Below are 22,428 nucleotides of genomic sequence, written 5' to 3' on the forward strand. Positions count from 1 at the left end.
TCATCTCCCCGCCTTGGCGTTGGGCCAGTTGTGCGTTTCGCCAAGTGCGTCGCGACACCACCGATAGAAGGCGTCATAGAGAAGCATGCCCGCCTCCAATTGTTCGAGATCGTCGTTGAACATGCGGGACAGACCGAGCGAGGCGGCGAGGAGGCCGGCGACTTCAGGCGCAAGGTTTGGCCGATCCGTATCCGCACCGCGAACGATCGTCGCCAACCGCATTATCGGCTCCGTTGCAAGACCAAACTCCTCTACCATGACATCGAAGGTGCAGAGTTCGCCGCGATGACTCCAGAATACCTCTTCGATGTCGAAAGGCGTTGCGCCGAACCTGTCCGCAACCATTGAGACGTCCGATGCCGGTACGAATAGAAACACCGCTGCAGGATCGACGAAACGGCGGATCAGCCAGGGACAGGCGATGCGGTCGATCTTCGGCCGAGATCGAGTTACCCAGACTGTGCGGCCTTGCTCGTCTCGTGGAGGCAGCTTGTCGACAGGCACGGCGACGCCTTGGGCGCGAATCCAGGCTTCAAATCCACCCTCCAGCACTTCCGCGCCAATGCCTTCATGCCGCAGAAAGGCTGCAACCCCGTGGCTGAGCTTGCGACCTTGCTGGCAGACAACGATTGCCGGTCCGGTGATGTCGCTGCTCCAGGCAGTGACGTCGGCATGGCGACGACGAATCGAGCCGGGAACGAGGCGAGGATCACGGCTAAAATCTTCGTCGGTGCGCACGTCAACGATGACAGGCGCACTCGGGGTTCCAAGAATTCGATTCAGCTTATCGGGGGAAATCTCAAGAAATGACGGCATAACGCGTCCCTCCGGTTGCTCGGGTTCAAAGGACGCGATTCTCCGGCCGTAGCCTCGTGGGGCGATCGCAACCCCATTCATCGGTTATGCAAATGAGCCCCGGTTCTGTCAACCGCTAACATCGCCATTGTCGATACTCGGGGTGTAGGCCTCGTGCAAACCTATGCCGAGCTTGCCATCAGGACTTATCGGAAATCTCGGGCTTTCGGGAATGTGTTCGGCATAGTGTCGGGCTCGGGATGAATACCGGATTTGCACGTCGACACCATGAAGATCAAGGCGAGGACCTTACACTAGGACCGAATTGGGACTTAGCGAAGAAGGCCATCAACGTCGAAGTCTTCCCAACCTCGAAGCGCAGGTGCTGGCTCGTCCGACTCCTCCTGCGCGGCCCCTTTCGCCTTTCGCGCTTCCTTCAACGACCGCGTAAGCTTTGCTTTATACGCCGCCTTTCGTCGGTTCTCCGCTTTGGCTTCTGCATCTTCTTCCCGCCATTGGTCGACGGTCCCACGGTCAAGTAGGTCCTCGACCACCTTGGGGTCGAAGACGTGAAACGTGATCCGTCGGGCGCGCCCGTTCAGCCTAACGGTCCGGGTTCCTGCGCTGGGCAGGCGGCCGTCCGCGAGCCAGCGGTGCCGTTCCCCGGCCTTGATAGTGAGAATGTCCTGAATTTCCCGCGGGATGACGGGGAGGTTTTCGACGTCCTCCATCGCCTTTGCGAGGACGACTGCCGCCGCATTGAACGCTGCCTTCTCCCTGACCGGCATAGCCAGGATGATGTCGCTACCATCGAGAACGAGCGACTTCTTCGAGGCCGCCGGAAGGCGACTTTGCAGTTCTTGAAGTATCCCTTTCGAACGCACTGCCGATCCCATGGTGGCCGCGGGAGGCAGCGTCCATGTCCGGAAGAGCTCTACGTCGTTCTTTTCGTGTTTCGGCATGACGCGTAGATGGGATGGGCAGCCTTCCACGTCAACGAGTTGATACGACCTCGAGAAGCCAGGAGACGAGGATAGCCTTCTGATCTCCTATTTCCTGAGCGCAAGATCGCGGCCGAGATCTCGATTGGCAAGCACGAGCCAATGTCCTGAGAAACGACTTGTCACCGCGCCGTTGATCAAAAAGCCGCTCCAGTTCGTCGATATCCGAATTCAAGAGAGGGCGGTTCTGCATGCTGTCGATTCCGATTTCTCACCAAGCTATCTGCCACTAGCAGGTGTGCGAAATCAACGGAGCTGAACCTTCGGGGGGACGAAATGGCTTGCGATTCACCAAAGACCGCGAAAGCTGTTGCCACCGGTCCAGTTGCCATTTTTGCGGAAGACGTCACCCAGTTCAAGTCGGCATTCATTGCCTTCCATCGGGCGGCGGGAACGTTGTCTTCTGAAGATCGGCACAGCGATCCGGGCGCTCGGGATCTCGACTGTGCAAATCCGGTCAGCCGAGTTCGCTTTGGCCGGCGCGCTCGCATTCGTAGGCGGCGTTAGAATGGTGGCCGAGGCTAGGACCTCGGCGCGGATATCGGTGTAGTTGACACCTGTACGAACGGGATAAGCCCTGTTTCTATTAGATAACCGGACCAAGCCACGCCGACGGGAGTGACCCCTTGTTGGAGTGGACCGCATCTCCGTAACCACTGTGCTGATCGCCTGGGCCGATAAGTCTCAGAGCCTTATCAATCTCATTGTCCAATTCATCTCAGGCATGCGGCCGCGCGACCATCGGTCTTCCGGACCAAAAGGAAAAGTCGGTCTTTTCCATTCACCAGAAGGGCGTGCTGTTCGGTTGGAAGCTCAAAAAGACCTACCAGGTTGCTCGCGACTTCACGGCTTTGATCGACCAGGTCCCATTTCTTTTCCTCGTTCAAGGTATAGAGGCCGTCACGGTTTGCGTTCGCGACCATAGGACCTCCTGGAAACTCCTTTGGCGGATTCCACACTTGCGATGGCAGGTAGACGTCCATCTCCTTGCCATGGAATTTGACCAGACGGTCGGCGTACATCATATCGCCATCGAACGTTTCGGAGGTATTGACCCCTTGTTGGGCGGGTGGGCGCGTCTTGTCCTTAGGCGGCCAAGGCACGATATAATTCTTCTCCTCCAAACGTCCCAGGAAGATGGTTCCATCCGCGGTCACACGGGCGGCCTCTATACCTCCTAATCCGGTATCGAAAGGCGCCAGAGTGCCGTCGTCCGACCTCGAGTAGATACGCCCTTCGTTTCCGGTGACCAGTAGCAGCGTCAGCGCGGGGAGGTCGAACACGCGTCCGGGCCGCTTTCCGCCGACCTGACTATCCCAATATAGCGGCTCCGCTCGCCCGGAGGAGTGGAACAGATAAAGTCCGGAGTTGTCCGAGATGACTGTGCCCCCCAGGCGCGCAACATAGACAGCCGAAAAGGGATGGACGAACGGCTTTCCGTCAGCGGCGTACAGGCGTTCGAACTGGGCGCTGCCGGGTCGAATCCGGAACACTCCAAGCTCCCAGCTCACGCCGATAACGTCTCCTGTCGATCTGTCGGAGGCGTACTCGTTCAGATACTGGTTGGGAAACTCGCCTCCGAACAGGACGAATGCGCCATCGGCGTCGATCGTCCAGATCCCGTGACGGTTCCATGGAAAAATAATCGGACGATCCAAGCCCGGTACGACGACGACCTTCGACGTCATCCGGAACGATTGGTTGAAATCGTCTTTCGTTGGCTCCCCGTTCTTGACCGGAACGGGACACAGTGGCGACGAGTCGCCGGATAAGATGCCTGAAGCCGTCGCGTGCTTCGACAGGAGAGCCATGAGGGCCGCGGCGATTAAGAGGGCCTGTCCCCTTCGGATCATCGCGTCATACTGCCTCTAGCTTTCGGTGCGGTGCCTCGGGAAGCTCGACATCGATCCTATCGCCAGGACGTATTTCGCCACCTTCAAGGACAACGGACATCACGCCGGCCTTCCTTACAAGATTGCCTTGGTCGTCGCGGTCCAGGACCGCGGACATCAGCCCCTTTTCGAACTTGTCGATCTGAATGCATGGATTGCGCAGACCTGTGATTTTTAGGCGCACTTGCTGCCCAATCCTGAGAACGGTGTCCGTCGGGAGATCAAGAAGCGCGACGCCGGAGGTCAGGATTGTTTTCTCCAAGATCTCCCGGCTTCACGAAGAAGCCCTTTGCCGTGAGTTCGTCGAACAGCTCGGAGTGAATGAGGTGGACCTGTCTCAAGTTCGGTTGGGACGGATCGCGGGCGACGCGGGAGCGATGTTTCACCGTGACGCCGGCATGGGCGTCTCCATCGACACCAAGCCCTTCGACGATGGAGATGCTGTCGACGACGGTCTTCGAAAACTCGTGGGACGATCGACGGGCGACGGAAACGACAGAGGGCATTCACTTCTCCAAGGGGGCGGTGGCGGGGCGAGGGCGTTCGACTTGTTTATAACACAATGGCTCCCTATATCACGGTCATCGGCATTGCTGGTGAGCGCTGGAATAAACTGTTGCTCGCAGTGCTGGCGTCGCTTCTTGCTTTTGACCACGGATGTACTGGCAGGGGTATAAAGCGACGGTGAGGAAGGTCGGTGCGAATTCGCCCCGGCCTTTTTTGTTTGTTTCCGAATGAATGGCCTCGGATTGGAACCGACGCCCAATCGTATTGCTCAGGCGCTCCGGGCTTGTTCCTGGTGCCGACCTTCGGCGAACTCCTCGGCGATCTTGGCGCAGAAGGCCGGAAGGTCCTTCGGGTTGCGGCTGGTCACGAGGCCCTTGTCGGTGACCACCTCCTTGTCGACCAGTTTCCGCCGGTGTTGCGGATGGCGGTTGAGACGGTCTCCGTCGGTTTGTGTCCGAACCAGTCGGACACAAACTCCTCCACGAGCCGGGATCGCCTTGCAATTTGTGATCGAGGTACATCAGTTGAACTTGACCAGGTCCTGGAAGATCAGTTGACCCCAGCTCTTGCCGCGCGCCTGCACCAGCAGTCCTCCTTCCGAGAGCCCGCCGAGCTTGACCGGCGCGAAGCCGAGCTTTTCCGCTAGAGCGCCGATCTGCTCCGCGGCGCCGTCATCGTCGCTCGCGAGGAACACGACTCTCCTCCCGCCATGGGCGGCGGGATGCTTGGCAAGAACCGGCGCGCCGAGATGGTTGAACCCCTTGACCAGTCTGGCACCAGTGAAAGCCTGCGCAACCGCCTTTGAGGAAGGCTGGTCTCCCAGTTCCTGCGGCGGCATGCCATACGCATTGGTCACGTCGACGATTGTCTTTCGATGCCAGTCGGGCAGCGCCTTCGCGACGTCCGGATGCGCTTCGAATCGAACGGCCAGGAAGATGACATCCGCCTTGACCGCGTCCGCCAGCGCCTTGGGAATGATCGTGGGTCCGATCGCGGCTGCATCCGATGCGAAGCTTTCCGGCTCGCGGGTCGTTGCGACGGATACCTCGATGCCGCTCCGGGCGAACGCCTTGGCCAAAGCCTGGCCGATATTGCCGAAGCCGATAATTGCATAGCTCATCGTAGTTCTCCTTAAGTTTGCCTGACGGCGCTCCGAATCGGGATGAAGCGCCTGGCCGGTAGGCCTCAGAGTTGGGCCAGGCCGCCGTCGACGGCGACTTCGCTGGCAGTCATGAAGCTGCTATCGTCCGACGCAAGAAAGGCGGCGACCGCTCCAATTTCCGCCGGATCGGCCATGCGCTCGAGCGGCGTCATCGAAGCGAAGACCTTCTGGCCTTCCTCGCCGAGCGCTTCCTTCGCGAGTTCGGTTGCCGTCGCCCCCGGCGACAGTACGTTCACCCGGATGCCGGTGCCCTTCAGGTCTTCCGCCCAGGTGCGAGCGAGATTGCGCACGGCCGCCTTGCTGGCGCTGTAGGCGGTCATCCCAGGAGCGCCGGTGGTTCCCGCGCTCGATCCGGTGAGGATGATCGAACCGCCCGGACCCATCAGCGGCAGCGCCTTCTGGACCGTGAAGATCGTACCCTTCACATTGGTGTCGAAGGTTTCGTCAATGTGCGAGGCGGTGATCTTGCCGAGCGCAAGCTGGCTTCCCGCACCGGCATTGGCGAAGACGACGTCGAGCGTTCCGCGCTCGGCCTTCACCGTTGCGTAGAGCCGGTCGAGGTCGGCCTCGTCGGAAACCGAGCCCTTCACCGCACGGGCATTGGGTCCAAGTTCGGTCACGGCGGCGTCGAGCGCGTCCTGCCGACGGCCGAAGATGAAGACGAAGGCGCCTTCATCGACAAAGCGCTTTGCCGCCGCACGGCCGATGCCGGTAGCGCCACCGGTGATCACGGCGGTCTTTCCATTCAGTCTGGTCATGTCATTCATCCTTCGTTGAGTTTCGGAGAGGCTCAAGATAGGTCGACTGATCCCAGCCGATGAGTGTGCAAGCACGCACATCGGTGGTGCATAATGAGTCCGGAAGCGCCACTGACGTGGGCAATGGCGATCGGTATGTTTGCCGTCGGAGGCTATGATGGCCGCTCGCTCTGCCGTATGATCGGTAGGACACGGGATTTGGAAGGCGCACCGGGCGGTGCCGGATTGCACCATGATCGACTGGGATGACATTCGCTACTTTCTTGCCGTGGCGCGCGAAGGATCAGTGCGGGCAGCCGCCGAGGGGCTTGGGGTTTACCATTCGACCGTCCTGCGACGCGTCGCACAGCTCGAGGAGCGGCTGGGCGCGCAGATGTTCGAAAAGCTGCCTTCGGGCTATCGCCTGACGTCCGCGGGCGAGGAGGTCCTTGAGCTTGCCAACCAGATGGAAGCGTCGTCGCATCAGTTGGAAACGCGCCTCCTCGGTCGCGACCAGAGCGTGCGCGGCCTTCTGCGGGTGACCTTGGCGCCGACCCTCGCGACGCACCTGCTGATGGCGGACTTCGCCGAATTCGCGCGGCTGCATCCCGATATCGAGATGGACGTTCTGTCGTCCGGCGAGCTAGTCAATCTGACCAACCGAGAGGCGGACGTCGCGATACGCGTGGTCTACGACCGCAAGACGCTGCCGCTCAATCTTCACGGTCGGAAAGGCCCCGAGGTGTTCGGAGGCGTCTACATTTCCCGAGACCGACTGTCTGCGCGGCGTGGAGGCGCACCTGATCCCGTCCGTTGGATCGTGATCAGCAGTCATGGAGTTCCGGACTGGGCAAGCGAGGGCGAGGTTCGCACCGCCGAGGTGCCGTTCCGAGTCACGGACGCCGAGGCTCAGATCGTCGCCGTCCGACAGGGACTGGGGATCACGACGCTACCTTGTTTCGTTGGAGATGCCGACCCGTTGCTGACGAGGGTGCCAGGCACTGACCTGCACATATACGGAACGCTCTTTCTTCTCACCCAGGGGGAGACGCGCAAGACGAAGCGGGTGCGTGTCTTCACGGAGTTCCTATCCCGCAGGCTCGCCGGCCATGCCCCGCTTCTCACGGGGCATGGCCAGGAAAGGTTCGGGGCCGAACCCACTGGCAGCAATGATGGCGACGTCACCGTTCTTGAAAGGTAGCCCTCCAGTGATCGAATGGCGGCGCCGGGTCAGTGACTAAAGGCGAGAGATCAAGTCAGAGTGTGTCGATCAGGCCTCCGTCCACTCGCATCGACGCTCCGGTCGTTGCGGACGCAAGAGGCGAGGCCAGATAGGTGACGAGATTGGCGATTTCCTCGACGCTGGCAGCCCGTTGAATAATCGAACTGCTGCGGTGCTTCTTGACGAAGTCCGCCGCGACCTCCTCGATAGGCTTCCCCGTCTTCGCGCGCTCGTCGGCGAGCATCGCTTCGACGCCTTCGGAGAGTGTCGGGCCGGGGAGGACCGAGTTCACGGTGACGCCAGTTCCAGCCATTCGCTTGGCAAGGCCGCGGGCAACCGCAATGTCGGCGGTCTTGCTGACGCCATAGTGGATCATCTCGACCGGAATGTTGAAGCCAGATTCCGACGCGATGAAGATGACGCGGCCCCATTTGACCTTCTGCATGCCCGGTAGGTAGGCGCGCGAAAGTCTGACGGCGGACATCACGTTTACCTGCCAGTGACGGTCCCATACTTCGTCGTCAGCGTCGAAGAAATCGAGCGGCTGAAAGATGCCTGCGTTGTTGATGAGGATGTCCACATGGGGAACTTTAGCGACAAGAGCGTCACATCCTTTAGCGGTCGCGAGATCGGCTGCAACGGCGGTTACGGTGCCCTTTGCACCTTCGCCTTTCAGGCGATCGGCCGCCTTCGCGGTCTTCTCATCGGATCGGCCGTTGACTACAACGTCCGCACCCGCCCTAGCGAGCTGGCGGACGATCGCGTAGCCGATGCCTTCCGTGGATCCGGTAACGAGTGCGGTCTTGCCTGTGAGGTCGATCTGCATTTTCTGCTCCTGTAGGGTTGGATTACAAAACGTATGAAAACTGGCAATCGGTCGCCGCAGCCCATCACCTCTGGCCGGCGGCCTGCTTCGACGCCTCGCGGAACACGAGTTCAATCAAGATCTGGCCGGGCGTCCTGACGAATAAGCGCCGCTCGCCTAGATCGGGCAGATCCATCGTCGAGTAAGGGGTTCCCTTTTTGTCGAGGCGAGCCCGGAATTCATCGTAACCGTCCAGCCGAAAGCCGATATGATCGATGACCTCGGCGCTGCGTCCGACGGGCGTACCACCGCCGGGGACGAGATGGACGATCGGTTGGTCACCTTCATAGAGCCAGTAGCCCGGAAAGCCGAATGAGGGACGGTACCCGACAGTCAGACCGAGCAGGTCTTGAAGGAACTGTCTGGTGCCTTCCAGGTCGGCGGTCCGCAACGTCACGTGATCGAGGTTCATGGCGTTCATCCGATCACGCCGCCGCCGTCGACCCGGACAGTCGAACCGGTGGCGAAGGGAGTGGTCATGAGGAATAGCACTGCATTGGCGATGTCCGAGGGCTGGCCAATAGTCTTGGCGGGCAAGCCGGCAGCAACGCGTTCAAACATGGCGCTTCGGCTAGTCTCTTCCATCTTTGCCCAGAGCGGCGTGTCGATCAGGCCAGGTGAAACTGCATTGACCCTGACGGGCGAGAGTTCGAGCGCCAGCCCGCGGCCCAGAGATTCAAGAGCGGCATTGATTGCGCCCTGAAGCACTGACGACCCGGACGGACGTTCGCTCAGGAAGCCGGAGATGAAGGTCAGCGAACCTCTTTCGGTAAAGCGGGCCGCCTTGGCGACCCGGTAGGCGCCCCAGAATTTGCTTTCCATCGCCCGCCTCGCATCGTCGAGAGAGAGCTTGCGAACCGGTCCGCTGGGCGTCTGTGCGGCAGAGATCACGACGTGATCCCAGGCATCCTTCCTTGCAAAGAAGGAATCAACGGCGCTTTCGTCGCCGGTGTCGAGGACCGCCGTTTCGACGTCGCCAAGAGACGATGCAGCTTCAGCCAGCTTCTGTTCAGAACGGGAGGCGATCGTTACCTTCGCACCGGCCTCAAGAGCCTGCCGGGCGACTTCATAACCTATCCCGGAACTTCCGCCAATGACGAGGACACGTTGATTGGTCAAGGATGTCATGTTGGTCTCCTGTTCGACGGCGAACCGTCTGTCAATTCGATTTTTTAGAACATAAGGCATGACAGCACTCGCAAGAATGGCTGTTGTCGGTGAGTGTCTCTTGCGATATCAGCAAGAATATGAGCGACAACTTTCTGGATATGCTTGTTTTCGTAAGGGTGGCGGACGCGGGAAGTCTTTCCAGTGCCGCACGCGAACTCAACCTCTCCCTGACTGTCGTCAGTCGCAAGCTGTCGCGGCTCGAAGAGCGGTTGGGCGTCCGTCTGATGAACCGCACGACGAGGTCACTGACCTTGACCGAAGAGGGCACGCGCTTCTACGAGCGCTGTGTCCGCATCCTTGCTGAAATCGAGGACGCCGAGACGGAGGTCACGAGCGGCCGGGATACCGCCAGCGGCACGCTGAAAGTGACGGCAACCTTCGCCTTCGGGATACGGTGGCTTGCGCCGCTGCTAGGCGAATTTCAGCGCGCTCATCCCGGTCTGCATGTGCGTCTCGATACGGACGACGGCGTCGCGAACATCATAGACGCCGGGTACGATCTGGCGATCCGGTTCGGTGCACTTGCCGACTCCAGTCTTATCGCGCGGCAGCTTGCACCCAACAGGCGGGTTATCTGCGCGGCGCCCGCCTACCTCGACGTTCGCGGCCGGCCCAGTTCGCTCGATGACCTTCTGCAGCACGACGTCGTATCTTTCGGCGACCCTCCGAACACGCATTGGGTGTTTGCGGATGGCCGCTCCGTCAACGTTCGGAGCAACCTCAGCACCAACAACGGCGAGCTTGGCCACTGCTGGGCGTTGCAGGGAGCGGGCCTCATTCTGAAGTCCATCTGGGATGTTCAGGACGACGTCGCCGCCGGGAGGCTGGAAGTCGTTCTGCCGGCGCACCGGCTGCCCGCTGCACCGATACACGCGGTCTTTCCTCATAGTCGGCTGGCGGCGGCAAAAGTTCGCCTTTGCGTAGACTTCCTCGCCGCACGGCTAAAGAACGCGTCGCCGGAACTGTGATGGGTACCTGGGAGGGGCCTGGTCGCATCCGCGATCTCGAAATTCATGCCGTCGATCGGCTCTTGGTGCGCGAGAGCCCGGAAACCAGACGGCCAATACTCACGGAGAGTAATGGCTGAACACGAAGTCCTTCGAGCGGTCGAGTTTTGTGTGGCACGCAAAACAGGACTTCAGAAGCGGCTCGCTCTGGTTGGCGATGCCGTTCTCGAACTGGCCATATCCCCACCCGCCAGTGTCGGCGTACTTCTTCGAATCCTTCACGCTGATCTGCACATTCGTCGGGTCGCCCGCCACGAAGGACTGCGGCGCCGGAAACACGGCGTCGTTTTCCGGAGACGACTTGTAGACATATGCCAGGCGAGCAATCACCGATCCATCGGGGAAGGGCCGCGTCCCCTCGCGGAATGCCTTCACAGCGATGTCGTTTCCGAGGATCGCTCGAATGTCGTTGTTCTTTCCGGCTTCGTGGGCGACCGTGATCACCCGCCAATCACGATATCCGTCTGGAAGACTGACGCCGTAAATCGGCGACGCATTGTCAGCAGCGGCGACAGCAACGACGAAAGGTAGACAGATCGCCGCGACACCTAACGGCCGCGTCCACTTGGCAATGTACTTTCGCATCTCAGTCTCCTTGTAGGAAAACCATGTCGACCATCGCCGCTCCACGTACGTCCGTGTCTGGGGTTCACCTGCCGCCCATGAAGTTGCAGTTTAACGTGCTGATCTTACCGCAGACGATAGATCGGTTCCCCTGCCATGCTCCGACTCCTTCTGCGTTAGCAAAGAGCAGGTTGAGAAACCAACAATAGCAGCAGGGCGGCTGACATCAATTGTGCTAAGGCGTGGTCGATTGGCTTCGATGTTTCCTGAAGCTGTTAACTGCGATCAATTCCGCATTGAAATGATCCGCTGGTCATTTCGGACGAAGAACCGAAGGCAATGAGATGACGCTCCCAGACGTTGACGCGACTATGGGCTTGGCAACAGCATCGATGTCCTCAACTCTTTGGCGCTTGGCGCAGAATTGGGTGGAGCAGATGGCAGCAGCGGTTCAGAGCGTAGTAAAAATCCGACATCATGGAGCCAGTGCGCACTTGCTCCATGATGTCGCGCGTTTGTTCGTCCGACAATTGTCACCGTTCGCGACATCCAGTTCGCATCTCGCGGGCGAGCTGCTATCCATTTGCGATGAGATTCGTCATCGCTCTGCTTCTGGTGTTCGCGAACACTCAATCGGTCCTTGCCACCCAACCAGTGGCGGCAAAGGTGTCTGTCTGCTTCACTTCATCCGAACAATGTGAAGATCAAATCGTGGCGGAAATTGATCGAGCCAGGGCGTCCATCCGAGTCCAAGCTTACGGATTCACGTCGCTTCCTATCATCCACGCCCTTCAGCGAGCGGCAGGCAGAGGCGTTGAAGTGCTGGCGATCCTCGACAAGACGAACGAGCGGAAATATTCGGTGCAACGTTGCTCGAAGCTGCAGGAATCCCCGTCTGGATCCACTACATGCCATCCATCGCGCATAACAAGGTCATTGTGATTGATGAGTCCTTGGTGATCGGCGGGTCGTACAACTACACGGCTGCGGCACAAAGGAGAAATGCCGAAAACGTCACCTTCATCGACGGCCGAGAGGTCGCGCGCGAGTTCTTGGCGAATTGGGACAGTCGGCTGAAGGCGTCACGAGCGTTCGAAGGGCCGAATAGCGTTTCGAACAAGGAAGCGAACTAAGGATTGTGGACATCCACAATCAGAACGGCCGCAAAACGCTCTCGTTCGATGAAATGTGCCTGCAGGCAGGATTCATCGACGGGAGAGCGCCACGTCCGACCCGGCTAGCGACGTCAATTCGGCTGGTGCATCAACGAGGAGATCCGCGCCGGCAAGCTCAAGTTCGTCTCGACTACCGTAACCCCAAAGGACGCCGATGGCGCGCATCCGGTTCGCGTGAGCCCCGGCGATGTCGTATTTTCGACCCCCCACCATCAGGCAGTCCTTGGCGGGCAACCCGGTATCTTGCAGGATATGCGCCAACAGTTCAGGCTTATGGTCCAGGCCAGCTCCGGGCACCGACCCGTATATCCCCTGAAAGAGATCCGACAGGCCGTGATTTTCAAGAATTCGCTCCGCGAAGGTTTTCCGTTTGGAAGTCGCCAGGAAGAGACTGACGCGTTGAGAATGCAGCTTGACGATCGCTTCTCTTATTCCGGGGTAGAGCTCACTTAATAGGAGGCCACGGGTTCCGTAGTCGGCTCTGTAGGCTTCCACGGCCTCTGTGACGCGGTCATCCTCGAACGAGCTGAGAAGATACCTCATCACTTCCTCGATGGGCGGCCCGATGATCGAGCTGATATCCATCTCCGGGTCCGTTTCATGACCGAGCACCCGCAACGCTGCGCGGCAGCTTGAGAGGATGCCTGGTTGGGAATCGACCAGTGTTCCATCCAGATCAAGGAGGAGGTTCGAAGCGGCATAGGGCACGGCATCTCACTTTCGTGTCATGCGGGTCAGGATAGAGCCGCTATAAACAGGGTGACAGGGGGATGGGTCAAGCGGAGTGATGTCCACCCCAGTCGAGCCTTGAACAGTCTCAGGTTGAGACCGAAGTCGACGAAGCATTCGGCGAGGGAGGGGCCGCGCGGCCGTGGGGTGCTCGTGATGGACGTTGACACACTGCTATTGGGTAGGCAAAGATGGAAAAGTTGAACTTATGCAGTTCACCATCGCCCGTTTCGGCAAAGGATTCTAATTTTTTGCGGCAGGGCTGCTAGAGATGGCGATTCTTGGCAAGATAACACATGTTACCACCTACAGGTATGCGAAGCCTGTAACCTTCGGTACGCACCGAGCAATGTTCTTGCCACGGCGTGGCGCTTCGGCGCGTCTGCTCGGTTGGTCGGCGAGAACCAGCGTTCCTTCAAAAATTCATTGGATAAGCGATCCGCGTTCCAACACTGTGACCGTGATGGAGTTCAGCGAAGCCGGAAACGAACTGACGTTCACGTTTGAGGTCCAAGGCGTCTATTTCGGAGTAAAGGGAATCGAGGCGTTCCCTCTGGAGCCACGCGCCGACGAAATTCCGGTGCAATATACCCCCGATGAGTGGACTGATCTCGCCGGCTATCTGCGTCCTCATACTGAAGATCCTGATGCAAGCGTAGCCGCCTGGACCAAACGCTTCGTCGCGCGGGACCAGGACCAAACCATCGATGTCTTGCGTCGGATGCTGAACACTTTCCACGACGGCTTCAATTACTGCGCGAGAGAAGCAGAAGGAACCCAGTCACCTGGCGAAACCCTTCGCACCAAATCAGGAACATGCCGGGACTATGCCTGGTTGATGATCGAGGCATTGCGCCGGCTCGGGATCGCCTCCCGCTTTGTCTCAGGTTACTTGTACGACGCGGCGTTGGACGGAGGCGCAGTCGGAACGACGGGCGCCGGCGCCACTCATGCCTGGCTGCAGGTATTCCTTCCCGGTGCAGGATGGCTTGATTACGACCCAACAAACCAGATCACTGCCGGGTTTAATTTGATCCCGGTGGCAGTTGCCCGACACCCAGCTCAGGCAATACCATTGGAAGGCTCATGGTTTGGGGAAGCTAAAGACTACCTGGGCATGACGGTTGACGTCGCCGTCAATAAGATCGGTGAGATCCCAGATTTGTCGGAAGTCAAGGACTAGTTCAACGCATGTTCTGCTTAGGGGGCTTGGTCGAACATTCGACCGGAACGCCAGACCATCTGTCCAGTCGCAATCAATCTGCAAGCCCCGATAAACCCGCAGAGAACGCAGTGACAACTCGGGGTCGCAGTTGCGCCAAAAGCCGCCATTCCACCTCCCGTGCTATTTGTCGGTGGGTGATTTCCGAAGCGAGGCGTATAAATTGGCAACCTTTAAGATGAATGGAGGATGTGCTGATGCCCCGCTTTCTTGCCGTTTACACCATGAAGCCCGAGGACCTGGCGTCCTTTCGAAACCTGCCCAAAGCCGAGCAGGATGCAGTCGACGCCGTCGGCATAAAAGAGTGGTCGGCGTGGGAAGAAAGAAATGCTTCGTCCATCCTTGATCCTGGCGGAATGGTGGGCAAGACGACACGCATGACCAAGGAGGGCGTCGTCAACGCGGTGAATTCTTTCTGCGGCTACTTGGTGGTCGAAGCCGAGAGCGCTGATGCCGCTGCACGACTGTTCGAAGACCACCCGCACATCACCATTTTTCCGGGCGACGGGGTGGATATAATGCCTTTTTTGACGTGACCTCTTTGCGCGGGCATCACCACAGCCGATGATCTCACCTCAGCGACGAGGGAGTCCGCATTGGGCCATGATTGGCCACGCGTAACGGCAGCTTCGCGCCCCCAAACCCGCCGCAGTTGTTCACGACGCTACACTCCAATAGCAGACTCTGTTAGTAACATTTGCAGCATCGACAATCTCGCCGCGTTATGGAGATTTTTTGCAGGACGTTCTGATCGAAAGGCGTCATGTTGTGGGGATACACCTCGATCAACTTGAACGATCCACCGCACCGAGTGCGCCACGGGAAGACGAGGCAATCTACGCCAGCATTGCGTTGCGCTTTCTGATGGACGATAACGCGCTGGGCGCAGTTGCTCATGAGCTTGGAATTGCCATCGAAGTCGATGTCCCCGACTTCAGCGGAACTCCGCTGACACAGGCGATTGTGTTTGCTGCCGACGGCTATCCTTATGATGGTCATGTAACCGAGGCCTAATGTGCTTATCGTGCTTCCGGGCGCGACAGTCCTCACCGCCGGCAGTTTGAAGAAAACGTGAGGGCGTCGCCCAGACGTCCACCCGTGACAAGGCTGAAGTACACCAAGTTCCTCGCTACGCCTTGTTTGGGGTTTGCCGGTGAGATCGTCGATCGCGCGACACTCATCCGCTATGTTGCTAACAGATGCGGCGGGGCCCACCACCATAGTTCCCGCATCAAGTTCGACGCGATCGACAATAGGCTGACCGATGTTGGGCACGGACTGCGGGTTCGCGGCGATGGTATGTCTGTGGTGTTCATGGAGACTCTTGGGACGGCATGGTTGTTGCTACAGAGTCCTGGTGTCACCGCGCTGCGGCACGCCTTAGCCTCCGATTGTGGCCCGTAGTTCAAGGCGGTCTCGGACATTCAAATGAGTAGGTTTGATATTGGCGCCAAAAGCCCAACTACCGAAACGCGCACTCAGAGTTGTCATAGGGAGTTGACTTACCTAGTCCCCAAAGGGGACAAGCAGATCATCGCACGGGGCTTCCCACGAGAAGAGCTACGAGATAAAGCGACCTCATCTTCTAAATCCATTGTTCACCTGAGACCTATCGGCCAGCAGAGCAATGCGAGCGAGATTAGTTGGATCGCCGCGGCTAATAAGGCGATGTCTAAGACGATTATCGCCAAGAGCAACGCGAAAAGACAAATTGGATGCAGCAAAGAGTTAGCGGTCGAGGCGGCACAGAGGGGGCCGGGTTCAGGTCCGCAAGGCGCCGCGATCGCAACCATGGAGGGTTTCTCAGCATTCGCGTTTGCCGCCGCCAGCAGCCTGGAGTACCGAGGTGGCGTTCGACGCTTGTTGGGGAGGCAAATAGAGGCGTAGAGATGGCTCATCTGGCTTCTCCTGAGAGGTGCCAGACGGCATCTTCCGACGATCCTTCACTGATAGCCCGAGAAGGCTCGAGTGCCGGAATGACAAGGGATGACGACCCTGTCATCTGTTTTCCAGAGACCGAAAAGGCATTGAACTGGATAGTATAGACGCCGGAAGGAAGGTCACCCGAGACTGGCACGATCAACTCTGTGGGATCAGCGCCGTTATAGACCTCGCCGACCGTGACCGGGCCGTTGGGACCTGAAAGCTTGACGGTAGTTCGGTCGGCTTTCACAGGAGCGGTGAAAGTCAGGCTAATGTTGTCGCCCGGCACGACTATGTCATCCATCGGGGCACGCGGGTCGATCGCAGCATATGCGGTTGAGGTGGCGGCTAAGCTTGCGAGGAGCGCAAGGCCAGATAGGCTGATCCGTGTCATCGTCGTGCTCTCCAAGGCGTCGATCTTAGTTGCGATGACCAATGATCGCCCGTTTAATACCGTCGGTGAATTAGGTCTTGGTCTATCTAACTGATACCTAGGTCTAGGCGGGGCTGGGAGAGTCTGCCGAAGTGTGCGGGAAACTTCGATCAGGTTGTTGCATCCGACACCTCTAAATGTGGGAGCTCGTCGGATCGCTCGACAAAATACCCGTTTTCCGGCAAGCGCCGAGGCGCCTGTCGGCCGATGACGAAAAGGTCGAAAAGTACATGGAGGTCGCCAGAACCAAGGGCGAGCCCTGTTTGTCAAGAACCTCGAAAATGTTCAGGGTGATGAGCGGGACTTCATCTTTTTATCGATGACCTATGGTCCGGCTCCGGGAGCAATCGCTCCACGCCAAATCTATGGACCCATCGATTCCAAGGAAGGGCATCGTCGCCTGCCCCATTCGAGGATTCGATACCTATAGCTGTTGACTGACAAAAAGGGGAGCCTGCCGTTGACGTCTCCTTCAATCCGAAAGTCTACTCCAGCCACTTTGTCGGACGGAAACGTCCGCTCTCAATGGTTCGATGTCAAAAGTTGCCAATCCGCTTTCGGCCCCGAAGCGGAAATCATTTCGCTTCAGTCTCCGCGGATTCAGGCCCCGGCAACCAACTCAAAAACTAAAGCAAAATTACTGTGTACAGGCGTCGTGCAGGAGATGCCACCCTCCGGTGGCGCCTCCTTTCAATTTGCGCGAGTCGTCACCCAGTCGTCACGAAAAATATCCGTCATTTGGTTTCGGTTGCTTGCTAACGAAGCGCTTGCACGGGCGTGCCTGAGACCGTTCGAGTTGAGACGATCTTGATGCCTTGGTGTGGATGATGCGGCTTCCATCGCAATCCCACACACTTCGCGTTGTTCGGCGAAGGCCGCGGAGTTCAGGCACTCCGCCCGGAACTTGCCGTTGAAGGATTCGATGAAGTCGAGGACGACGACCCTTCTGGTAAACCTATAGATCGAGGTCGCGGGAGATGAACTCGCTGCCATTGTCGACACGGATGGTCGCAGGGTAGCCAGCCGTCCGGCAAATCCGCCCCAGGGTCTGGACGACGTCCTCTCCTTTGTAGCTCAACCGTAGATCAATAGCGGGCGAAAAGCGGGAGAAGGCGCCCGACGGTTGCTGCAGCCTGCCGCAAAGGTTTGAAAGATCATTATCGGCGTGGCACATTCCGCGAATGTTCAGGCCGGCAGTTGGGTCGAGTTAAAAAGCGTTAGCTCGGGAGTTCACGGTTCGAGGTCACTGCTACCCTTCGGCCGATCAAAACTGACAATCTATCGTTTCGGTCTTGAGTATGGGCGGGCTAGTTTAACCTCGAATCCTTCGGTACTTCAGCGGCTCTCGAGGCCTGCCTTGCGGCACAATTATTCTCGGCCTAGGTTGCGACCCGTACCCCACCGCCTCCAACGCCTCTTTAAGCGTCATCCCCTCAAATGCATCGGGATCTTCTTGATCTGTGGGGTTCCGAGGTTCGTCAAAATCTCCATCGATGGGTCTGCTCATCGCGGCCTCCAGTCGTCATTCCAGCTTAGCCTCCGGCGGCCCGACGTCAACCATGGAACAGGGCATGGGGCTGTGCGGCCACGCCTGCCGGACAGCTCTTCGTCTGGTCAAACGAGGCTGACTAAACAATCCCGTCTCTGGCCCACCAGAACTCATCATCGCGTGAGAACGTAAGCCGCGGCTGGAACAGAGGACTTGCCAAGCGGTACGGCGGCTCTTGTACTATCTTCTTATAGGAACGAAGCAGAACTGGTTGCCTTCCGGATCTTCCATCACTGTATAGCCTTCTTTCCTTCGCTGGACGTTAGCTCTTTGGGAAAGCAGTACTCCAGGCCACGCGCGATCAATCGAGGTTCTCTTCCCAGCCATCTTCCGCGTATCGAAGAGGTCATCGAGCCGGAAAGTTTGGTCTGCGCCTGCGGCGGTTGCCTGCATTGCATTGGCGAGGATGTGTCCGAGCGGCTGGACGTGGTCCCGGCGCAGTTCCGCGTCATCGTCACCCGTCGCCCCAAATATGCGTGCCGCGCCTGCACCGATGGCGTCGTTCAGGCTCCGGCTTCCGCACGCCTGATCCAGGCGGGGCTTCCGACGGAGGCCACGGTCGCGCATGTGCTGGTCTCCAAATATGCCGATCACTTGCCCCTCTATCGGCAAGCCCAGATCATGAGCCTTGGAACTATCCAGCCGAGTAACGCCCGCTCAGAGAGCGCACGCGGTACATTTGCGGTCTTGCTCAATAATTAACCCATCGAAGTGAGCATGATGGCAGAGTGGGCAGAGTAGGGTTACTGTTCATATCATTACCGCCAATTCGGGAGATGGTATGAAGCACCGGTCCTTCCGCGTGAAGTTCACGCTCTCGGTCTTATTCGTGGCAGTTCTTTTTTGGTCGAGTTGGGCCGTCATACACATCGGTTTTGATTGGTCGACGAAAGGCAACAAGAGCGATCGTAAGTTACTTCTCTCTGACATGTCTTCTGAGCAGGAATTCCAGTGTCAAAACATCACTTCACAAGCAGTCGTCGAGGGAGCGATAAGGCGCTTCGTCGAGGCAGGTGTCTCAATCGGAAAGCAGCGTGATCGGACCGGTAGTAATCCGTGGCGTTATACGTCTGTAGCCAATTTTATGGAGATCAATCCCGATTGCTGCGAGCTGTTGGAGAGAATTCCAGGGGACTACTCGATCGAGACGCAGCGCCTTGGAGCACCGCATTCAAACCCACCAAGGCTCTATGCGGTGCGTCTGGCTTTCAAGGAGTGGACCAGCGATGAGCGCACATTCACACAGCGCACCGTCGTTCTGGTGAATTGCTTTGGAAAAGCAGGCACAGGTCCTAGCTTCGATTTGCGAAGAGGTATCCTATGACCCCCATTGGCGCACAGTTGTCATCTCGCTTCACATAGCGGCGTCAATTCGCCCATATCCCGTCCAAGTGTGAGCGCCATACCGCCTACGAAGAACGGAATCCGCCCAAATTAATTGGAAAGGGAGGAAGCAGGCACGACTTCTGAATGGCCGGCTACGAAGATTCAGGCTTCTGACCCCGGAACTGATCATTTCGAGATAGGAAGCCGTTCCCCGGCTCTCACCGCGCCTTTCAGTCGATTGTCCAATGGCGCTAATGGGCAGACATAGCGGGACGAATAGGCGCACGAAGGAAAATAGGAGAAGTTGAAATCGAGCACCAGTGCGCCGTCTGGACGGACAACTCCGAGATCCGCTCCCTTGATGGTGTCGAGGAGATATCGGCCACCGCCATACGTCTCGGTTCCGGAGGTAGCGTCGACAAACGGCAGGAACACGCCACCGCCGTACCCCTCAATTCGCCACCCAATCTGGCCTCCAGCCCCGTTGTACGGGAGAACGCATGCATCGACAGGTCACCATCCACTCCTGTTGCGACGGTTATCCGTTCCGGCGTTACCGGGACAAGCTGTACCGTCAAGCGCAACGAGGGATCATAAGAAAATGTCGTCGGCCCTTCGAACGTCTTGCGGTCCGCCGATTCAATTGGCGATTGAGGATGGTCGCGAAACAGGGTCGAACGGGTGTCGCACCAAAGCCCCCAGGCAGCAACCACGTCCGGGCTAGAACGTACCTTGTAGTAGAGATTTGCGATCTTCTCGCGCCATTCCCACAGTTTGAGTCTCGTTCAAATCATTTCCTCCCATATCGGAATTTTCGCCGCTCTCGTTCATCGAAACGCTCGCCCAATCATCGCGGCGCAACTTTAATCAATCACGCACTGATCCGAAAGGTGCGGTCTAAACACCGCTTACGAAGTACCGGCAACTCCGCGGCCAATTCCCGAAATAGTACATGCCTCAATCAGTCAATCAAAGCTTCCTTAGCGTTTGCGCTCGCCAGCACGTCAAACATGATCGCGAAAAGTTGCTACTAGCTTTGCATTGATGAAAAGGTCCACCCGCCGACGGTAGGGGTCACGCGTTGGTTTCGCTATTGTTTTATCGGGAAACGATTTCAACCAATCGGCAAACCATTGCTCCAGGTCGCCGAACCCCAGGGTACGGATATCATTCGGAGGGATCTTGAGTTGCTCACCGAGGATGTCCTGAAGCGCCGTCTTGACGTTCTCCGCGCGCCGCAGTGACAGCTCCTCATTGAGTTTAGGACCCGCCCGAGAGGGTCGATCTGCGTGACCCATGATCGCGATGTCGACTGTCGTACTGCTAAATGCCGCTAGCTGATCGGCACATACGAGTCTTAGATACTGACGTCCCGCCGCTGTCAAGAAAGCGTCGCCGAAGCAGAAATGCTGCGCCGAGTCTAAATTCCTGGTGAGCTCCTTGCTTTCAGGATACGGCTTGCTCAGGTCGATCAGCTTCGACTTCGCGAGGCTCACGCTGGCCCGAATAAACCCGCCGCTGACCTTCCATGGTTTCTTGGGAGTCTTGCCGCTTCCCGGCCCGACCGATGGATCTATATCCCATTCCTCGATGTCCAAAAGCAGTCCGTTCTTGCTTCTCAGATAGACGCCGTGAAGGTCCACCAGATCGAAATCGAACCACGGCGTTTTGACACCAAAGGTTAGCTCACCGATATACAGCGTGCCTTCGAAATCCTCTTTCAGCCACTGCTGAGGCATCTCCTTCTCGACATCGAAGACTTCATCGTGCTCAGCGAAGATTACCGGCGGGCCGATCCACCAGCCTGATACATCGTAGCTGGTCGCGCCCCACTTGGGGTCGGTTAGCGGCTCAACCAGCAGTTTTCCTTCGACACGAAAACCGAGAAACGAGTAGAGGTCGAGCTTCATACGGTAGCGATACGTTCCCGACGAGCGGTTGAGCGGTATCTCCAGCAATCTCGAGAGAGTCTTGGCGTGGCGCTCTCCAAGCCACCCCTTGGTATTCCGGTCCTGCGCGATGTGGATCAGCCAGTCAAGAAAACTACGTTTTACTTGCCCGTAATTCAGCTTCTCGTGCGCCAGCCAGATCTTCGCGACATGCGTGGCCAGTGACAAATTATTGTGGTGTCCGAATGCAATTCCGCGCGCCCGTTTAAGGTACGCAGCCAGTTCTTTGCGGTAGGCCTCCTCTAAGGCGGGCGGCAATGTTAGAGCATCGGCCTTTGTGGACGGCTGGCCGTCCCACAGGAGGTTTGCCATGTAGACCACGAGCCTCGCTGCCGCGGAGTCCTTGGTCCTCTTCTCCTCGGCGGTAAACCCATCAGGGGTTTTCACGTAGTCCTCGAGAAGAGTCCGCAGCAGGGACGAGCGGGCGCCTTCCTCCAGAAACTGGTAGCGTTCCGCGGTCAATGGAAACCACTCGGCCTCTTGCATCAGGACATTCAGGGAGTGATCACCCGATAGGTACAGGGACTTCATCAGGGTAGGGCGCCCACTCACGAGCCTTAAGTGTTCGTCGTCATACGAATGACCTTCGACGTCGACCCGCTTGCCATCGACGTCGAGATAGCTGCCGTAATGCCACCGCAGTTCCGTTCGCGAGATCGGTTGCAGGTATCCCCAAAACTTCCCTGGATCGTTCGCCACGAACATCGCTGCGGTGCGGTTACCCTGTAAGTCACCGCGCAGCTCCAAATACTTCTGGCTCGCGTCACCTTTGTCAGAAGTGCTGTAGTCGCGCATCGTCCGAATTGCGATCACAACGTTTCCAGCTTGATTGATTGCCCAGAAATATCTGCCATGCGATCCGCCCGTCGACTCGTAACGACCCGTGAAAGACTCGTCCGGCTTGTCGGGCTTGGCATCTGCGTTCCTATTCCTTTGCCGCTCGCACTCGACGCCACCGGCAGGGAATGGGATCTCCAGGTATTTCAGCACAGTGGCCCGGACGTTCTTCTTGTCGGTACCGCCGGCGTCACGGCCAATTTTCAGCAGAGTGTTTATACGTCGTTCGCCGTTGAAGATGGCGTTAAAGATCGCATCTTCCCATTTTACGTCCTTCGCCAAGCCGGGTGGTCGCGGCGGCGCAGGTGGCGCCGGGGGAGTAGGCTTCTTGATCGGTATAATGCTTGGCGTATCGGCCATTGC

22 protein-coding genes and 4 pseudogenes are annotated in these 22,428 nt (G+C 58.1%); 10 read left to right on the forward strand and 16 right to left on the reverse strand.

Annotated elements, in window-relative coordinates; all coding sequences use genetic code 11:
* The 7 genes and pseudogenes from FHT86_RS06700 to FHT86_RS06730 form a co-directional block, all read right to left on the reverse strand.
* Positions 1-816, reverse strand: coding sequence for a sulfurtransferase/chromate resistance protein (locus FHT86_RS06700; RefSeq protein WP_133706088.1), 816 nt, complete (start codon positions 814-816; stop codon positions 1-3).
* Between the two features lie 311 nt (positions 817-1,127).
* Positions 1,128-1,757 (reverse strand): hypothetical protein, encoded by a 630-nt coding sequence (locus FHT86_RS06705; RefSeq protein ID WP_133706089.1) that lies wholly within the window; start codon positions 1,755-1,757, stop codon positions 1,128-1,130.
* A 752-nt stretch (positions 1,758-2,509) separates the two neighbouring features.
* Positions 2,510-3,607 carry a hypothetical protein gene (locus FHT86_RS06710; protein ID WP_133706091.1) on the reverse strand — a complete coding sequence of 366 codons (1,098 nt, stop codon included), beginning with the start codon at positions 3,605-3,607 and terminating at the stop codon, positions 2,510-2,512.
* A 46-nt stretch (positions 3,608-3,653) separates the two neighbouring features.
* Positions 3,654-4,194, reverse strand: a pseudogene (locus FHT86_RS06715) (MOSC domain-containing protein).
* Positions 4,195-4,463: 269 nt separating this feature from the next.
* Positions 4,464-4,618 (reverse strand): annotated as a pseudogene (locus FHT86_RS06720) (DJ-1/PfpI family protein); the annotation flags it as partial.
* Positions 4,619-4,715: 97 nt separating this feature from the next.
* On the reverse strand, positions 4,716-5,315 hold the full coding sequence (locus tag FHT86_RS06725; RefSeq protein WP_133706092.1) for an NADPH-dependent F420 reductase: 600 nt from the start codon (positions 5,313-5,315) through the stop codon (positions 4,716-4,718).
* A 65-nt stretch (positions 5,316-5,380) separates the two neighbouring features.
* The gene (locus FHT86_RS06730) at positions 5,381-6,115 is read right to left on the reverse strand and encodes an SDR family NAD(P)-dependent oxidoreductase (protein ID WP_133706093.1); all 735 of its coding nucleotides are present in this window, start codon (positions 6,113-6,115) and stop codon (positions 5,381-5,383) included.
* Between the two features lie 232 nt (positions 6,116-6,347).
* On the opposite strand from FHT86_RS06730, the gene FHT86_RS06735 reads away from it, so the two are divergent.
* Complete coding sequence (locus FHT86_RS06735) at positions 6,348-7,295, forward strand: LysR family transcriptional regulator (protein WP_133706094.1); 948 nt, start codon at positions 6,348-6,350, stop codon at positions 7,293-7,295.
* A 55-nt stretch (positions 7,296-7,350) separates the two neighbouring features.
* Here FHT86_RS06735 and FHT86_RS06740 read toward each other — a convergent pair whose 3' ends face one another.
* The 3 genes from FHT86_RS06740 to FHT86_RS06750 all read right to left on the reverse strand — a co-directional run bounded on the left by FHT86_RS06740 (position 7,351) and on the right by FHT86_RS06750 (position 9,309).
* Positions 7,351-8,142 (reverse strand): SDR family NAD(P)-dependent oxidoreductase, encoded by a 792-nt coding sequence (locus FHT86_RS06740; protein ID WP_133706095.1) that lies wholly within the window; start codon positions 8,140-8,142, stop codon positions 7,351-7,353.
* Positions 8,143-8,206: 64 nt separating this feature from the next.
* Positions 8,207-8,593 (reverse strand): VOC family protein, encoded by a 387-nt coding sequence (locus FHT86_RS06745; RefSeq protein ID WP_133706096.1) that lies wholly within the window; start codon positions 8,591-8,593, stop codon positions 8,207-8,209.
* Between the two features lie 5 nt (positions 8,594-8,598).
* Complete coding sequence (locus FHT86_RS06750) at positions 8,599-9,309, reverse strand: SDR family oxidoreductase (RefSeq protein WP_133706097.1); 711 nt, start codon at positions 9,307-9,309, stop codon at positions 8,599-8,601.
* A 119-nt stretch (positions 9,310-9,428) separates the two neighbouring features.
* Here FHT86_RS06750 and FHT86_RS06755 point away from each other — a divergent pair, with 119 nt between their 5' ends.
* Positions 9,429-10,319 (forward strand): LysR family transcriptional regulator, encoded by an 891-nt coding sequence (locus tag FHT86_RS06755; RefSeq protein ID WP_133706098.1) that lies wholly within the window; start codon positions 9,429-9,431, stop codon positions 10,317-10,319.
* A gap of 99 nt (positions 10,320-10,418) precedes the next feature.
* On the opposite strand, the gene FHT86_RS06760 is transcribed toward FHT86_RS06755, so the two are convergent.
* On the reverse strand, positions 10,419-10,943 hold the full coding sequence (locus FHT86_RS06760) for a cytochrome P460 family protein (protein ID WP_246779401.1): 525 nt from the start codon (positions 10,941-10,943) through the stop codon (positions 10,419-10,421).
* 567 nt (positions 10,944-11,510) lie between these two features.
* Here FHT86_RS06760 and FHT86_RS38825 point away from each other — a divergent pair.
* Positions 11,511-11,864: a phospholipase D-like domain-containing protein gene (locus FHT86_RS38825; RefSeq protein WP_409527571.1), complete on the forward strand. Its 354-nt coding sequence runs from the start codon at positions 11,511-11,513 to the stop codon at positions 11,862-11,864.
* Complete coding sequence (locus tag FHT86_RS06765; protein WP_166656764.1) at positions 11,792-12,055, forward strand: phospholipase D-like domain-containing protein; 264 nt, start codon at positions 11,792-11,794, stop codon at positions 12,053-12,055. Before FHT86_RS38825 ends, FHT86_RS06765 begins: the two co-directional genes overlap by 73 nt.
* 72 nt (positions 12,056-12,127) lie before the next feature.
* Here the strand turns inward: FHT86_RS06765 and FHT86_RS06770 are convergent, their stop codons facing one another.
* The gene (locus FHT86_RS06770; RefSeq protein ID WP_133706100.1) at positions 12,128-12,805 is read right to left on the reverse strand and encodes an HAD hydrolase-like protein; all 678 of its coding nucleotides are present in this window, start codon (positions 12,803-12,805) and stop codon (positions 12,128-12,130) included.
* Between the two features lie 292 nt (positions 12,806-13,097).
* On the opposite strand from FHT86_RS06770, the gene FHT86_RS06775 reads away from it, so the two are divergent.
* The 4 genes from FHT86_RS06775 to FHT86_RS06790 all read left to right on the forward strand — a co-directional run bounded on the left by FHT86_RS06775 (position 13,098) and on the right by FHT86_RS06790 (position 15,935).
* Positions 13,098-14,009, forward strand: a complete 912-nt coding sequence (locus FHT86_RS06775; protein ID WP_133706101.1) for a transglutaminase domain-containing protein — start codon at positions 13,098-13,100, stop codon at positions 14,007-14,009.
* A gap of 236 nt (positions 14,010-14,245) precedes the next feature.
* The gene (locus FHT86_RS06780) at positions 14,246-14,584 is read left to right on the forward strand and encodes a hypothetical protein (protein WP_166656765.1); all 339 of its coding nucleotides are present in this window, start codon (positions 14,246-14,248) and stop codon (positions 14,582-14,584) included.
* 199 nt (positions 14,585-14,783) lie between these two features.
* The gene (locus FHT86_RS06785) at positions 14,784-15,062 is read left to right on the forward strand and encodes a hypothetical protein (protein ID WP_133706102.1); all 279 of its coding nucleotides are present in this window, start codon (positions 14,784-14,786) and stop codon (positions 15,060-15,062) included.
* A 414-nt stretch (positions 15,063-15,476) separates the two neighbouring features.
* Complete coding sequence (locus tag FHT86_RS06790) at positions 15,477-15,935, forward strand: hypothetical protein (RefSeq protein ID WP_133706103.1); 459 nt, start codon at positions 15,477-15,479, stop codon at positions 15,933-15,935.
* A 7-nt stretch (positions 15,936-15,942) separates the two neighbouring features.
* Here the strand turns inward: FHT86_RS06790 and FHT86_RS06795 are convergent, their stop codons facing one another.
* Together FHT86_RS06795 and FHT86_RS06800 are read right to left on the reverse strand one after the other, a co-directional pair.
* Positions 15,943-16,365 (reverse strand): copper resistance protein CopC, encoded by a 423-nt coding sequence (locus FHT86_RS06795; RefSeq protein ID WP_133706104.1) that lies wholly within the window; start codon positions 16,363-16,365, stop codon positions 15,943-15,945.
* An 894-nt stretch (positions 16,366-17,259) separates the two neighbouring features.
* A pseudogene (locus FHT86_RS06800) lies at positions 17,260-17,515 on the reverse strand (IS3 family transposase); the annotation flags it as partial.
* A 732-nt stretch (positions 17,516-18,247) separates the two neighbouring features.
* Here FHT86_RS06800 and FHT86_RS06805 point away from each other — a divergent pair.
* Both FHT86_RS06805 and FHT86_RS06810 read left to right on the forward strand, forming a co-directional pair.
* Positions 18,248-18,577 (forward strand): annotated as a pseudogene (locus FHT86_RS06805) (IS66 family transposase zinc-finger binding domain-containing protein); the annotation flags it as partial.
* A 157-nt stretch (positions 18,578-18,734) separates the two neighbouring features.
* Entirely contained in the window at positions 18,735-19,277 is a 543-nt protein-coding gene (locus tag FHT86_RS06810) for a hypothetical protein (RefSeq protein WP_133706105.1), read from the forward strand.
* 188 nt (positions 19,278-19,465) lie between these two features.
* On the opposite strand, the gene FHT86_RS37880 is transcribed toward FHT86_RS06810, so the two are convergent.
* Together FHT86_RS37880 and FHT86_RS06820 are read right to left on the reverse strand one after the other, a co-directional pair.
* Positions 19,466-19,714, reverse strand: coding sequence for a DUF1684 domain-containing protein (locus FHT86_RS37880; protein WP_312862264.1), 249 nt, complete (start codon positions 19,712-19,714; stop codon positions 19,466-19,468).
* A gap of 569 nt (positions 19,715-20,283) precedes the next feature.
* Entirely contained in the window at positions 20,284-22,425 is a 2,142-nt protein-coding gene (locus tag FHT86_RS06820; RefSeq protein WP_133706106.1) for an OmpA family protein, read from the reverse strand.
* Between the last annotated feature and the right edge of the window lie 3 nt (positions 22,426-22,428).

Source organism: Rhizobium sp. BK313 (assembly GCF_014193655.1).
In the GTDB taxonomy this organism is placed as follows: domain Bacteria; phylum Pseudomonadota; class Alphaproteobacteria; order Rhizobiales; family Rhizobiaceae; genus Rhizobium.